The organism is Pelistega sp. MC2 (assembly GCF_900099475.1).
Classification (GTDB): Bacteria; Pseudomonadota; Gammaproteobacteria; order Burkholderiales; family Burkholderiaceae_B; genus Taylorella; species Taylorella indica.
The window spans coordinates 322,293-338,303 of record NZ_LT628275.1; the positions used below are offsets into that span (position 1 = coordinate 322,293).

Annotated in this window: 8 protein-coding genes; all 8 read left to right on the forward strand. The window is 39.7% G+C overall.

Going from position 1 to position 16,011, the window contains the following annotated elements:
- The first annotated feature begins 55 nt into the window (after positions 1-55).
- The 8 genes from BQ4443_RS07120 (at position 56) to BQ4443_RS07155 (ending at position 15,818) form a co-directional block, all read left to right on the forward strand.
- Positions 56-4,684, forward strand: coding sequence for a translocation/assembly module TamB domain-containing protein (locus BQ4443_RS07120; protein WP_176752460.1), 4,629 nt, complete (start codon positions 56-58; stop codon positions 4,682-4,684).
- Between the two features lie 80 nt (positions 4,685-4,764).
- Entirely contained in the window at positions 4,765-5,328 is a 564-nt protein-coding gene (gene dcd, locus BQ4443_RS07125) for a dCTP deaminase (protein ID WP_071058469.1), read from the forward strand.
- 155 nt (positions 5,329-5,483) lie between these two features.
- Positions 5,484-7,745 (forward strand): arginine/lysine/ornithine decarboxylase, encoded by a 2,262-nt coding sequence (locus BQ4443_RS07130; RefSeq protein ID WP_071058470.1) that lies wholly within the window; start codon positions 5,484-5,486, stop codon positions 7,743-7,745.
- A 3-nt stretch (positions 7,746-7,748) separates the two neighbouring features.
- A complete protein-coding gene (locus BQ4443_RS07135; protein ID WP_256330937.1) occupies positions 7,749-8,963 on the forward strand; it encodes a BaiN/RdsA family NAD(P)/FAD-dependent oxidoreductase in 1,215 nt (404 codons plus the stop codon).
- 330 nt (positions 8,964-9,293) lie between these two features.
- Positions 9,294-13,934 (forward strand): autotransporter outer membrane beta-barrel domain-containing protein, encoded by a 4,641-nt coding sequence (locus tag BQ4443_RS07140; RefSeq protein ID WP_071058472.1) that lies wholly within the window; start codon positions 9,294-9,296, stop codon positions 13,932-13,934.
- Positions 13,935-14,183: 249 nt separating this feature from the next.
- A complete protein-coding gene (locus BQ4443_RS07145; RefSeq protein ID WP_071058473.1) occupies positions 14,184-14,702 on the forward strand; it encodes an OmpA family protein in 519 nt (172 codons plus the stop codon).
- A gap of 196 nt (positions 14,703-14,898) precedes the next feature.
- Positions 14,899-15,444, forward strand: a complete 546-nt coding sequence (locus tag BQ4443_RS07150; RefSeq protein ID WP_071058474.1) for a Panacea domain-containing protein — start codon at positions 14,899-14,901, stop codon at positions 15,442-15,444.
- 2 nt (positions 15,445-15,446) lie between these two features.
- A complete protein-coding gene (locus BQ4443_RS07155; RefSeq protein ID WP_071058475.1) occupies positions 15,447-15,818 on the forward strand; it encodes a hypothetical protein in 372 nt (123 codons plus the stop codon).
- Positions 15,819-16,011 lie beyond the last annotated feature (193 nt).

Consider the following 16,011-nt stretch of genomic DNA (forward strand, 5'->3'; position numbering starts at 1 on the left):
TATGATCAGAAAATCACTCAAATATTTAGGTACCTTCCTCCTTGTTTTTTTGATAGTGCTGCTACTGTTAATTGTTTGGCTATTGGGAACAAATACAGGGGCAAAGATCTTATTCAACCAGATACTTCCTTTGGTTGGGGTCAAAGCAGATGCGATAGAGGGGTCTGTATGGAATGGATTAAAAACAGGAGATTTTACCTTTACTTCACCAAGTATAGAGGTTCATGCAAAAGATGTTTATATAGATGCCAAATGGTCTGAATTATGGGATAAAAGAGCATATATTAATGCAATTGAAGTGGGTGATTTACAGGTTAAATTACTCCCCACAGAGCAACGGCAGACCAGTGGTGATGCACCCTTTTCCTTACCAAAGTTACCAGTAGATATTGATGTTGACAAGCTAAAGCTAGGTAAATTTACTTTGATTCAGGCGGATGGTAGTCAGCTTCCCATTGGGCTGGGTAATTTAGAATTAAGTGGCGTACAGTGGAATGGTAAAAATGCGGCTATTAATTTAAATAGCTTAGAAATTACTCATGATTACTCAACCACGTTGTTGGATGGTTATCTAAAACTTTTAGATATGAACAACTCAGATATTCCTTTGGATTTGGTGTTAAATACTCATAATAACACAGGGAATACATTGTCTCCCTTATGTTTAAGTCCTAGTATTAAGGCCGCTATTGAAGCTAAAAAAGATAATATTGAATGCCATTTGGATTTAGGTCTTAAAGCCAATGGGACATTGAAAAATTTAGCGTTAGCACTGAAAGGATCAGCAGATGAGGTTGATTTAAGTGCAGATGGTCGTGTTAATTTATTTGCCCCATTGATTTTAGAACAATTAAAAGCAACATTTGAAATTGCAGAAGGTTTGCATGTTAAGACCGATGTGCATTCAGAAATGGTGGATGATAAGGTTCAACATTTAACCGCTGATGTGTCTGTTGATGGCGCAGATTTACAAAAAATTATGCCGAATTCAAAAGTAGCAGCTACAGCTCATTTTGAGACTAAGGCGACTGGCTTTGAACAATGGCAAACAGTATTGTTGCAAGCTCAATTAGCAGAGGGAAGTCGTTGGAATAGTCAACCAGCTCAAGGAACGGTAGATATTGCTTTAGATTTAAATCAAATGTTTACCCCTGCTGCGGTGGCTGATGGTGCTGAACAAACAGAGCAAATGCAGGGGTGGGCGCTAGAGGATTTACAGCTCGAAAAAGCGAATATTAATCTCACGATAGGCAAAAATAGCATTATCACCGATGGTAGATTAGGACAGGCGAATGATGTATTCACAGTGAAAGCGAATTTGCCTGAGTTATCGCAACTATACCCCAATGTAGGAGAAGCGGCACAAGTAGAAGCAAGGCTTAAGGGTAGTCTGCGTCATCATCAATTAGAGGCTAATGGCGTTTATACACCCGGTAAAACCCAAGAGTTAGGTGATGCACCTATTCGTTTTAGTTTAGCGGGAGATAGTCAGCTAACTCATATTCTCCAAGATTTACACTGGAAAGGAGATTTGACTCGTTTAACAGTCAAGCACGCTAATTATGAACTAGAAACTGATGGTAATTTGCAGGCAGAAGTGATTACCAAACCGACATTAACTTGGCAAGCTGGTGAGGCACTTATTCATTTAAAACAGCCTAATGGTAAAGTGACGACAATTCATCATCTTGCCTCATCGCAAAAAGAAGGTAATATCAGCTCAAAAGGTGAAGTGAAAGACTTAGCCATTGAGAATAGTACCTATGATGCGAATTGGGATTTTAATAAAAATCCCCAAATGAATGCGCAGCTTCATCTTGTCCGTCAAGGTGGTGAAGAGCCTAAACCTTTACAAAAAAATCCTTTTGCTAATCTCAAAGACCTTACTATAGATCTTAAACCAACAGACACCGCAGATGTTTACACAGTGGTGGCTAATGGCAGTGGTGAAAAAACAGTTATTGACAGTAAAGTTATTTTAGATTTAAACAAACCATTAGTGCTTAATGATGGGATATTTGATATTCAGCTATCTGACGGGACCTTGTTAAAAGGACATGCCACTATTCAAAACAGTAGTGAGCAAAATGGTTTAATAGATATAGATTTAACCACCAAGCATTTTGATTTAGGCAAATGGAGCTTTGGTGCAACACCACCCGCTATTTTAAATGGTGATATCAAAGGCAAGATTAATCTATCAGCAGATAATCAGTTGGTGAATGCGACAATTAATGCTCAGTTTGATGATACGAGTCGTTGGAACAAGCAATTACTCAAAGGGAAGGTCGACCTCGTTGTACATCAAAAAGAGACAACGGCGGATACGACTGAACATAATAACAGTAAAGGTTTTAACCCAAAATTATATTGGGCAGAGAAAGCGAATATTAACCTTGTCATTGGTAAGAACCATATCATCACCGATGGGGCATTTGGTAAGGCTGGGGATGTATTAACGTTAGATATCAATGCACCTATCTTTGAACAAATCTATCCGGGGCTATCTGGTGGCGCAATGGCTAAGGGACTACTCAAAGGTTCAATTGAACAGCATGCCTTAGATGTGAATGCTAGTTATGTGGCAAAAGGGGCGCTTTCACCTAAAAATCCAGAGTATATGACCGCGAAATTGATAGGTGACGGTGGTTGGAAAACGCTCGAACAAGGCAAAGAAGGTTGGTCTGGCAAGATTACCACCCTAGGAGCGAGTTATCAAGGTTTTGCGCTTGAGCAACCACAGACCTTAACGCTTAGTGTTGTGCCTGCGGGTGAAAATGGACAACCTGAATGGCAAGTCGGTCAATCTACCTTGAAATTGACGTTGCCCGGTAACCATTATGTGGATATACAACAACTTGGCTCTACAGGTAAAAATGGCGAATGGACGACTAAAGGGGAAATCAAAGGTTTTGTTATTGATAAGAAATTTTTAGATCAGTTGGATAAATTACTTGGACAAAGTGAGAGTCAGAGTGAAAACCAACGTGGCGGGATTATTGTGAGAGAAAAAAATCCTGTAAAAGTTTCTCAGCTAATTTTTGATGCAGACTGGGATATTGGTTTTAAGAAAAGTTTGCAAGGCCATGCCAATATTGTTCGTCGTTCAGGAGATTTAGTTCTTCCTTTAAAGCAACCATTGCCATTAGGGCTGAATAACTTAAGTTTAAAAGCCACGTTTAATCCAACAGGTGGATCAAATAGTACGATGAATGCACAACTACTTTTTGATACCAATGATAAAGGTAATGCTAAAGTGACGGTGGAAACTAAGTTCAATGGCTTAACACCTAATCTGAAAGGAGGCACTCAGCTAAAAGCCGTAGGCTCTATGAAAGAAATTGCTTGGGCATCTGTCTTTACCGATGATCTTTTGTCTCTAGGTGGTGCTGTTGATTTTGATGTGAGTTTAAAGTCCTTAGCTAATGGTCAATGGCATTCATCCGGTTATTTGAATGGACGAGACCTAAAAATCATTGAGGCTGAAAATGGCATTCGTTTGTTAAACGGTACGGCAAAAATTAATTTTGCTAATAATAAGGTACAAATTGATCAATTTTACTTTCCTTCGGTGATTCGTATTACGCCTAAAGAGTGGCGTACCCGTCAATGGATTGAAGAAAATCCTCCTGCTCAGAACGGTAGTTTAAGTGCAACGGGACAATGGGATATTGCCTCCTCCAAAGGGAGTATTGCTCTCTTGTTTGACCATTATCCTATTATTCAACGAGCGGATCGTTTTGCGATGATGAGTGGCAATATCACTATTGGGGCTAATTTACCTAAAATACAGTTAGAGGGTAAATTAACTGCTGATGCAGGATGGGCAAGCGTTGATATTAGTGACGGTGTGCCAGCTGTAGATGGTGATGTGATTGTGCTTAAGCCGGGACAGAAAGTATTACAGCAAGAACAGTCCAACTCTTCTGAAAATATGGAGATGAATTTGACCGTTGATTTAGGTCCTCGTTTTTACCTAGTAGGGTTGGGATTGAACTCTGGTTTGGTGGGATCACTTACCTTGGTACAGCATCATGGCAAATTAACGGCTGAGGGTCAGTTCCGAACACGTGGTGGTGCGATTGAAGCCTATGGTCAACGTTTACAAATTGCACGTGGTGATATTTCATTTGGAGGAAATATTACTAATCCAACCTTGAATATTGAGGCTGTTCGTCGTGGCTTAGATGTTGAGGCAGGTTTGCGAGTGATTGGGACGGCAAAAAAACCAAAAATTACCTTGGTATCCTATCCTGAAGTAAGTGAAGTAGAGAAATTGTCTTGGTTGATTATGGGACGAGGACCTGATAGTAGTGGTGCTGACTTAGCATTATTATTCTCTGTGGGCAGTTCATTATTAGGTGGAGAGGAGCCTTTTTATCGCCAAATTGGTATTGATGAAATTGGTGTGCGTGGTGGTACTGTAGGTGAAGCAAATAATATTTTACCTAAACGTACTGTTGCAGATAGTACAGCCTATAATGGTTATGATGAGAGTAACCAGCTATTTTATGCAACCAAAAAATTTGGTGATGCATGGACAGTGAGTGTAGAGCAGGCCTTAACAGGAAGTGGTACTGTTGTTCGTGGTAGTTATAAACTACTAAAACATTTAACGGCTAACGTTAAAGCAGGGACAATTAATGGCTTAGAACTCTTGTATAAGAGAGTATTTAAAGATTAATAAATTTGAAACTAGGTATCTGTCACTAACTATTGCAAATACAGTTAAAATACCTGCATTATTTTTAATGAGAAAAGAGCATGAGCATAAAAAATGATCGTTGGATTCGTGAGCAAGCAGTAAAAGGGATGATTGACCCATTTGAACCCGGACAAGTACGTAGTGTGAATGATCAGAAAATCGTTAGCTATGGTACGAGTAGCTATGGTTATGACGTGCGTTGTGCAAGAGAATTCAAAATTTTTACTAATATCAATTCGACCATTGTTGATCCTAAGCAATTTGATGAAAAATCGTTTATCGATTTTGAAGGGGACGTGTGTATTATTCCTCCTAACTCCTTTGCACTGGCGAGAACAGTCGAATATTTCCGCATTCCAAGAGATGTATTAACGATTTGCTTGGGTAAGAGTACCTATGCACGATGTGGGATTATTGTGAATGTGACACCGCTTGAGCCAGAATGGGAAGGGCATGTCACCTTAGAGTTTTCGAATACAACCCCATTACCTGCCAAAATTTATGCAAATGAAGGATGTGCACAGTTCCTCTTTATTGGAGGCAACGAAGTATGTGAAACATCTTATAAAGATCGTGGCGGTAAATATCAAGGACAACAAGGCGTAACGTTACCACGTACATAATATATGTATTAATAATACGTCAGGTTAGTTGCTCATATGTTAGACGGTTATGAAGTAGTCAGAGCAGCGATCAAACTAAAAAAGAGTTGTTAATAAACGTGTATTAATAATGGCGTATATTAAGGCGTGAATACGACTAATTATTGGAGTGAAGAATGAAGTTTCGTTTCCCTATTGTGATTATTGATGAGGACTATCGCGCAGAAAGTGCCTCTGGTTTGGGTATTCGTGCCTTAGCCGAAGCGATTGAAGAAGAAGGTGTAGAGGTTCTTGCTGTCACAAGTTATGGTGACTTAAGTTCATTCGCACAGCAACAAAGTCGTGCTAGTGCATTTATTTTATCCATTGATGATGAAGAATTTGACGTGGATTCTCCAGAAGATGTCGCCCAAGCCATTAAGAATTTACGCCAATTTATCGGTGAGTTACGTTTCCGTAATGCGGATATCCCTATTTATTTATATGGTGAAACACGTACTTCGCAGCATATTCCAAATGATATTCTTCGTGAGTTGCATGGCTTTATCCATATGTTTGAGGATACGCCTGAGTTTGTGGCAAGACATATTATTCGTGAAGCGAAAAGCTATCTTGATACCTTAGCGCCACCATTTTTCCGTGAATTAGTGAAATATGCTCAAGATGGTTCTTATTCATGGCATTGCCCTGGTCACTCAGGCGGGGTAGCGTTTTTAAAAAGCCCAGTAGGCCAAATGTTCCACCAGTTTTTTGGTGAGAATATGTTGCGAGCTGACGTCTGTAATGCGGTAGAAGAGCTTGGACAATTATTAGACCATACAGGTCCAGTGGCAGAGTCAGAACGAAATGCGGCACGTATTTTTCATGCGGATCACTGTTATTTCGTGACAAATGGTACCTCGACATCTAATAAGATTGTTTGGCACGCCAATGTGGGGGCAGGAGATGTCGTGCTTGTGGATCGTAACTGTCACAAGTCTATCCTACATGCCATTACCATGATTGGTGCTATTCCTGTATTCTTACGCCCAACACGCAATAATCTTGGGATTATTGGACCTATTCCGTTGGAAGAGTTTGAACCAGAAAATATTCGTAAAAAAATTGAGGCTAACCCATTTGCTCGTGAAGCCGTCAATAAAAATCCACGTATTTTGACCTTGACGCAAAGCACTTATGACGGCGTCATTTATAACGTTGAAATGATTAAAGAAAAATTGGGTAGCATGGTAGATACCTTGCATTTTGATGAGGCGTGGATTCCTCATGCGGCATTCCATGAGTTTTATCAAAATATGCATGCGATTGGTGAAGGGCGCCCTCGTCATAAAGATTCAGTGGTATTTGCGACTCACTCAACGCATAAACTATTGGCGGGTATTTCGCAAGCGTCACAAATTATTGTCCAAGAGTCGGAAAATCGTAAGTTAGATCGCAATATTTTCAATGAAGCTTTCTTGATGCATACCTCAACATCACCACAATATGCGATTATTGCCTCATGTGATGTCGCGGCAGCCATGATGGAGCCTCCGGGTGGAACAGCCTTAGTAGAAGAGAGCATCAAAGAGGCATTAGACTTCCGACGTGCTATGCGTAAGGTAGCTTCCGAATATGGACGTGATGATTGGTGGTTCAAAGTATGGGGGCCTAACCGTCTCGCAAGTGAAGACATTGGTACCCAAGAAGATTGGTTCTTGGAGTCAGATGCCGAGTGGCATGGCTTTGGTAAGCTTGCCGAGGGCTTTAATATGTTAGACCCAATTAAGGCAACCATTATTACCCCGGGTTTGGATGTGTCAGGTAACTTTGCTGAACGTGGTATTCCGGCGTCACTTGTGAGTAAATATCTAGCAGAGCATGGTATTGTGGTTGAGAAAACAGGTCTTTATTCATTCTTTATCATGTTCACAATTGGTATTACAAAAGGGCGTTGGAATACCTTACTGACTTCTTTACAACAATTTAAAGATGATTATGATCGTAATCATCCGCTATGGCGTGTGATGCCAGATTTTTGTAAAGCTTTCCCACAATACGAGCGTATGGGGCTTGCTGATCTATGTCAGATGGTACATCAAGCTTATCATGAGCATGATGTGGCACGCCTCACGACAGAGGTTTACCTCAGTGATATGGTACCTGCGCTAAAACCATCGGATGCGTTTAATCGTATGGCACACCGTAAAGTCGAGCGTGTTAGCATTGATGACTTAGAGGGCAGAGTGACAGGCGTATTACTCACGCCATATCCTCCGGGCATCCCATTATTGATTCCCGGAGAGCGTTTTAATAAAACAATCGTTCAATATTTACAATTTGCACGTAAGTTTAATGAACAATTCCCTGGGTTTGAAACATTTATCCATGGTTTAGGTAGTGAAACCTTAGCCGATGGATCAATACGTTTATACGTTGATTGCTTAATAGATGAATAATACGTGAAAACGTTTGATGTAATCATTATAGGCGCAGGAGCGGCAGGCATGATGTGTGCCGCTCAGGCAGGTTTGCACGGGCTCTCTGTCTGCTTGATTGACCATGCACAGAAGCTTGGTGAAAAAATACGTATCAGTGGCGGTGGACGCTGTAACTTCACCAATAGTGGAGCAACGTGGGAGAATTATGTTTCACAAAATCCACGCTTTGCACGCTATGCCTTGACCGACTATACCCCCGATGATTTTTTGGCATTGCTTGCCGAGTATAAGGTAGCGTGGCATGAAAAACATAAGGGGCAGTTATTTTGCAATGATAGTAGTCAGCAGATTATTGATGTCCTTTATAACGAATGTGTACGAGCCAAGGTGTGTTGGCAGATGCCTTGCACAGTGAATGCTATAGACAAACAAGAAAACCATTTCTTAATCCAGACAAATAAGGGAGATTTTCAGTCACGAACGTTAGTCATTGCTACAGGAGGCATGGCAGCTCCTCCCATTGGCGCCACGGATTTTGGCTTAAAAATTGCTCGACAGTTTGGTCATAAGATTATAGAGCCTAGACCTGCACTTGTTCCCTTAGTATTTGATGGAGAGTATTGGCAAGCTTATAGCCATTTAGCCGGCGTATCGCTTGAGGCGTGCCTATCTACAGGTTTAGATAAAAAAGCCACAAGATTTGTAGAGGATATCCTATTTACGCATAAAGGATTATCTGGGCCGGGCGTGCTACAAATTTCCTCTTATTGGGATGGCAGTAGCCCTTTATACATTGATTTATTACCTCAAATTGATATTGAAAATATTCTTTTGACAAATAAGGCGGGTAGCAAACAACAATTACAAACACTCTTAAGTGACTATTTACCTAAGCGCCTAGTCCTACATATCTTACACATGCTAGGTATTTCAGAGCAGCAAAAATGGGCGGAAGTATCCGATAAATTACTAAGGCAAGTAGCTATGCAGATTAAACAATGGCAAATTACGCCCAAAGGAACAGCCGGCTACAAAAAGGCAGAGGCAATGCGAGGAGGTGTCTGTGTGGATGAGTTGGATCAGAAGACAATGCAAAGCAAGAAAATATCAGGGCTGTACTTTATTGGTGAAGTGATGGATATCACAGGATGGTTGGGAGGCTATAACTTCCAATGGGCATGGTCAAGTGGCTATGTTTGTGCACAGAGTTTGCAAACTATCGCTATACATCGATGACCTTCTTCTAAAGGTTGGTGTGTTACGGCACAATCTGCTAAAAACGTAGAAAAGCTTAAAGTGTATCTTTTTTGTCACAGAAAAGATGCGCTTATTTTTTTATGTATTTTGGTTTTTCTTGAAAAAAATCATTATTAATCAACTGGTTATTTTTTTTTTTTTTTTTTTTTATAAATTGCGGACGGGTTGACAATTATTAAATTTTTGTTTTTTTGTACAACATGTTATAAGAAGGGATGTAACCAATAGAAATAATTATAAGTGGGTTGTATTACTTTGTAGTGAGTTTTTTCAATATTAATCATTGGCGCTAGCTTTTAGGATTTTCTTATGAATAAGATTTATCAATCAAAATATTGTGCCAAAACAGGTACGTATGTTGCAGTATCAGAATTAACACAGACTAAAGGAAAAACAAAAAATAGTGTTTTTGTTCAATCATTACTTGCTCTTGCTTTGGGGATAAGTGGCTCTAGTGCATGGGCGGCACAATGTACTACATTAACTGGCTGGGCTGGTGGTACATGTGAGATTTATGAGAATTTAAATTATACCAGTCCAGTTGGATGGATGTCGATTATTTCTGCACGGGGCAATACTAGAGCAGGTGCTGTTAAGACAGTGGTCAAAAGTGCGACTGATGCTAGTTTGGGTGATTTTGTCGCTGTCTCTAATACATCTTCCCCGAGACGTGCTGATTATGGAAGTACAGGGTTTGGGGTAAGTACTGGCTCGTTAACAGCAAATGATTTATCGGTAAAATTAACACCAGAGTCAGGGAAAGTGGTTAGGGTTTTTGGGGCAACAGCATGGAGAGGTGGTGAAATTACTGCCAGGAATCTTAATGCAGATGTTACGTTTGCTAGAGAAAAAACTGATATACGTGGACCTATTGAGTCTTATGCGGTACAAGTGGGAACAGCTATTGTCGGAGAGGATAATTTAGCGACAGCGACCTCAAAAATAACGGTAGAAAATGCTGATTTGAAGATTACCAATACGGCAGCAACAACAGATCAATATACTGGTAGTTGGGCATTTCTTTATCATGGACGCTATCAACTATCTGGTATTCGTGTGATTCGTAATGAAGGATTGACAGGTTCTAATGCTATTTTTGAGTCAACAGGAAAAGTGACGATTAACGCCTTTGATAGTAGCACATCAAATTCGGGGACTTATATTAATGGGATTTATGTTTCAGGGGTAGATAATAAAGTATTATTGAATGATTCAGATATCACTATCGGTAAGTCTGGTAGTGATTCTGCTGCTTTAAAAATTGGTAAGTTACGTCAAACAGGGACTGGTGGGTCAGATATTGTTTCAAAAGGCAATATGGTGCTAGATACAACAGCTGAAAGCAAAGCCGTTACTGTACGATTATTGGGTGATAATTCACAATTAATTGCCAATGCAGATACGAGTAGTGGAGTCTTTAAGTCTGCAGGTATTGCTATTGATTATTCTTCTACGGATGTTGTAGCATCGGCTGCATCGCAGAACCAGAAGGTATTATTAAAAAATACACAAATTACTACATTAGATGAAAGTAATGGTACAAAAAATGTTTTACCATTAATCAATGTAAATGCAGGTACTGCATCTAAAACCACCACAGCATTGTTTGAGTTAAGTGGCGATAATAGTAGTGCAAAGGCATCTAACTATGGGTGGCTAATAGACGTTAAGAAAAATGCAACTTTAATGGTCAATAATACGGATAAAGGCTCTATGACGGGCTTGACTAATATTGCATTAAATAGCACAGGTAATGCACCAGATGTTTCTCAACTAACGGCTAACTTAGACAATGGTTTTACATGGAATTTAAATAAGAAACAAGCTGGGGACTCGACGCCTGAATCAACCACAGCAACATTAACAAATTTAAATCTCAATAATCAAGCGGTACTTAATGGTGCTTATGATGCTACAGGGAATAATAATTACACGGTTAAAACATTATTAGCAGATGGCTCAAAAGGACTCGTTAACAGTGATAATGGTATCGTCACACTTAAAAATGCTCAAGATACTGACAAACTCACTATTGATGGTAACTACAATGGCATAAATAAAGCAAGTTTAGTATTAGATACTCAGTTAAATGATGATTCTACTGATGTAGGAGGTTCATCTAAAACGGACTTCTTGCATATCACGGGAGACTCGACAGGACAAACAGAAGTTGAGGTTAATAATACAACGGGTTTAGGTGCTCATACTCAAAAAGGTATCCGTGTGATTCAAGTCGATGGGACATCTACAGGATCGACAGATCAAACGTTTAATACCGGTAGTTTTGTCTTAAAGCAAAATCCTAACTTAAGAGGTATTTTCCAGAACGCACGTCTAGTCTCTACGGGTGGTGCAGATAAACAGAAATGGGGCTATGGCTTATTCTATGGTAGTCAAGCGCCTGTACAATTTGTAGACTGGCAAACAAAACGTACAGTGTTAAATGGCAATGCTATTCCAGCAGGTATTGCATTAACACCAGAAGAAGAGAAGAGTTGGTTCTTGCGTAATATCGGCTGTGTAGATGGTTCTCACACCGTTAGTGGTGGCTCTAGTGCAGCAGAAGATGGTTTAGGTTGTATTACGCCAGATATCATTACGGTGGATACAGGAGCAAGCGTGACGGCTCATGCTGGAGTTAATGATGCAGGTAATGTAGAAGGTGCTGGTGATAGTGATACGATTACTATTAAAGGGTCAGTTGCTGGTGGCGTTTATGGTGGTAATGATGGCTTGGATGACAGCGCGGCTGAGGATACTGGTGATAAGATTCTGATTACTGACGGCGCAACTGTCGGTGGTGTTGTGAATGGTCAGAAAGGTGATGATGAGATTACGATTAACCAGACAGCAACGGTGGCAGGCAATGTGTTGGGTGAAGACGGTGATGATACGGTAGAGTGGGCAGATAGTTCAAGTATCGGTGGTATGAATTTAGGTATTGGGTCTGACTTAGCTAATGTGTCTTCGACAAAATATTCTGGTAATCAAACGTTATTATTGGACGGTGGAGATGATACATTGTCTAGTGATGGTTGGGTGGATACACTTAATCTCAATAATGTGAAGGTAGCTACCAATGGCGACAAACTTAAAAATTGGGAAATTATTAATCTTAATGGTAGTACAGCCTTAGATTTATCAGGAGATTTAGTTACAGGTAAAGAAAAGGGAGTGACATTTAGAGGGGCGACGGTTAATTCAGGTTTAACGATTGGCACAGAGGCTATTCTTGCCACAAAAGGTAATGTCAATATTACTGGTGATGTTTATAACAATAACATTATTGATATGAACAAGGATAGTACATTACGTCATGCAACACTAGCCATTAATGGTGACTATGTTGCTGGGGCAAAAGCACTATTAAAAATGAATACGCTCTGGAATGCACCTGGGGATATTGAGATTGAAGGTGGTAATGACTCAGTATCAGATGTGTTGCATATTAAAGGAAAAGCATCGGGTATTACAAAAGTTATTCCTATTGCAGCAAATGGTACAGAAAACTTTATTGATGGCAATGTTGATTTGGCAACAGCAACAACTGCATCAAAAACGGTGACGAATGAGGACGCGTCCATCGCTTATCCTAACGCAACCTTAATTGGAATTAAAACAACAACGAAAACGACAATCAATACGCTACCTGTTGTGATTGTTGACCAAGGTAATCAAGCAGGTCAGGCTAATTTCATCGGCATGGCAGATACAGCAGGTGCTGGGGAAGTTCTTCTAACTTACCAAGATAAGAGTAGTGGGGTACGTAACTATTATTGGACAACTACGTTAGAAGATACAGAGACAAATTATCAGTGGGTGCCTTTGGAGCCAGGGGTAGTGACCCCTCCGGTTAAACCACCAGTTGAACCGCCGGTGACGCCAAAACCACCAGTAGAGCCGCCAGTGAAGCCAAAGCCAGTGCCTATTTATAAACATCCTGTTTCAGGTGTGGTTCAGATGCCTCAAGTAAATATGGAGCAAGGTTTTGCTGCGATAGGGACTCTACATGAGCGTAGAGGGGATGGAGCCACAATGGCTTGGGATTCTTGCGGTTGTATTGCTGAAAATGCAAAAGGTCAAGTCTGGGGGCGTATGTTTGGGAAACACCTTGAATTAGATGGACGTAAACGCTTCAATCTTGAACAAAATACCTATGGTTTCCAATTTGGACATGATTTCAATTTAACGTATAACCCTGATACTAAGGCAAGAACGTCTACAGGTGCATTCTTAACATATGCACATACGGATGCGAAGTTTTATGATGAGTATAGATTTGATCGTGAACGTTATGAACAAGGCTTAGGTATCGGAGTAGCTGCGGATAAGTTAACTGGTAGAGGGAAGTCTGATACTGTTAGCTTGGGGGTAAGTCATACACGATATGCGAAGAATGGTTCTTATGTAGATTTAGTGGGTAACTTATCGTATATCCATAATAAATACAAGCCACGTTATGCAGACTCTGTGGGTCAAAATGGTTATGGTGTAGCCTTATCTGCGGAGGCAGGTCGTCCATGGGCGATTAATGATACAAATTGGGTGATTGAGCCACAAGCACAGCTTATGTATCAGATGCTTCATTTGAATAGCTTTAAGATGGATAAATCAACTACTGTAGATAGTGGTAATTATCATGCGTTAAGAGGACGTATTGGTGCTCGCTTAACACATTATAGTGATGCTAATAAGGATAAATATACCGAAACAGCTTATTTAACGGCAAATATTTATCATGATTTTATAAGTCCTAAATCAGTAAGAATTGGTACTGATAATATTCGTGAAAAATATAACCGAACCTGGTGGGAAGTAGGTGCCGGTGTTCAATTACCCGTAACGACTAAAACACAAGTTTATGGTGATGTACGTTACGAGCACAGCTTTGGAGGTGCAAAACGTGCCGGCTATAAGGGTTCTATCGGCGTGAAATATAGCTGGAAATAATCTGATCAGCAACAGTCCCTGCGGACTGTTGAGCGCAGATTATTTCAGAGCCACTTACTAGTGGTGAAGTGGGGAAGCGAAGCGGAGAATCTGATCAGCAACAGTCCCTGCGGACTGTTGAGCGCAGATTATTTCAGAGCCACTTACTAGTGGTGAAGTGGGGAAGCGAAGCGGAGAATCTGACCAGCAACAGTCCCTGCGGACTGTTGTTTATTCAACCTAATTTAACTTTTTTCAAGGAATTGGCCTATGAAATTATCTAGACTAGCGATTAGCTTAGTAACAGTGAGTGCATTATCAGCGTGTGTTAATTTAAAAGATGTTGATAATGATTGGTGTGGACCAGAAGCAAAACCTGTGAAACAAGAGCAAGTGACATTAGCAGCGGATGCTTTATTCCAATTTGATAAATCCAATCCAAGTGATTTATTAGCCGAAGGTAAGAAGACCTTAGATGAGTTGGTAGCGAAGATTACAGAAGGTTATGCGACCGTAGATCGTATTGATTTAGTGGGCCATACCGATAGATTAGGTACGGAGGCGTATAACTATAACTTAGGGTTAAATCGAGCCAAGACAGTGAAAGCGTATTTACAACAAGGAGGTATTAGTGCTCCGATTTCTGTAGCGAGTGCAGGGGAGAGCCAACCGGTGACCAAAGACTGCGTTGGAGAGAAGGCAACACCAGCGTTAACAGCATGTTTACAACCCGATCGTCGCGTAACAGTGGCTATTACAGGTATTCGTAAGCCAACAGCTAAAAAATAATAAAAGTAAGCTTTGACATTCTCCCCATGCAGGGGCATGGGGCTTTCATCTCTTAACTTTATTTTGTATAGCTTTTTAATTCTTACTTAGAATCTACACAGCTTATTGAATACGATTATTAAATATTAATTGGATAATGAATGTTATAATTAACTCTAATTTGGAGGTTACGTAACAATCACAGGAGCATCTATAAATGCTAAGCGTAAGAGATGTAGCTGACTTTTTTCTTTCACCTGTTGATGAAGAGGATGGAGAAGCTACCATATCTAATCTCAAACTACAAAAATTATTATATTATTCACAAGGATATTCATTAGCCTTGTTTGGTCAAAAGCTATTTGATGAAAACATATCATGTTGGACTCATGGTCCAGTAGTTGAATCTATATACCATCAATTTAAAATTTATGGGAGTAGTCCCTTACCTGTTGCTCATATAGAAATGAATAAATATAGTGACGAGCATCTATATATTCTTAACCGTGTTAGGCGAGAATATGGGCAATTTACTGCTTGGAAATTGCGTGATATGACTCATGAAGAATTACCTTATCTAAGTACTCCTAACGGTGGTGTTATTAATACAGCGTGCATCAAAGAGTTTTTTATTAATAAACTTTCCAATGATAATTTTAACTTTGATTTAGAGAGAATGAAAAAGCGTGTTGAAGGAGATTTTGTCAAAATGCCAGATACACAAGATAATGATTCATTCATGCAATGGGTTAAGAGTTTTTAATTATGTCCATTTCTGTTTTTTTTGGTACGCTCTTTTTAAAAGAAATGAAAAACTTCCCTCAAGAAGATATTATAAAGATTGGGGATTTTGCGAGGCATGTGGCTAGCAGTGGTTTTTTGGGACTTCCTGGAAAAAACAAAATGTCTGATAATGTACCCAAGAATGATCCTAATTGGTTATACAAAGTTAAATACGCTCAAGATTATAATCTTTGGCACTACCATATAGGTATTCCAAAATATAATAATGGAAACTCAGGACATCTCACATCTGAATATGTTTTGCACTATATAAAAGGCGATGGATACATTAAGATTGTTGATATGACAGCCCATCCTCCAATGATTCTCCCGAAAATAGAATACTTAAAATAAATAAAACTTTTAATTATTGCTTAGCAAGACGTACCAAGTGGAATAGTAGCCTTTGCACGTAGACATAGTATTTAGTCAGGGAAGGATGTTATCAACAGATTCTTGAGTAAGAAAAGTAATTATTGTGGTGCCTTTTCACTCCACTGAAATTCTTTGATGAAATGATAAAAACACGCTATTATTGTGCTAGAAA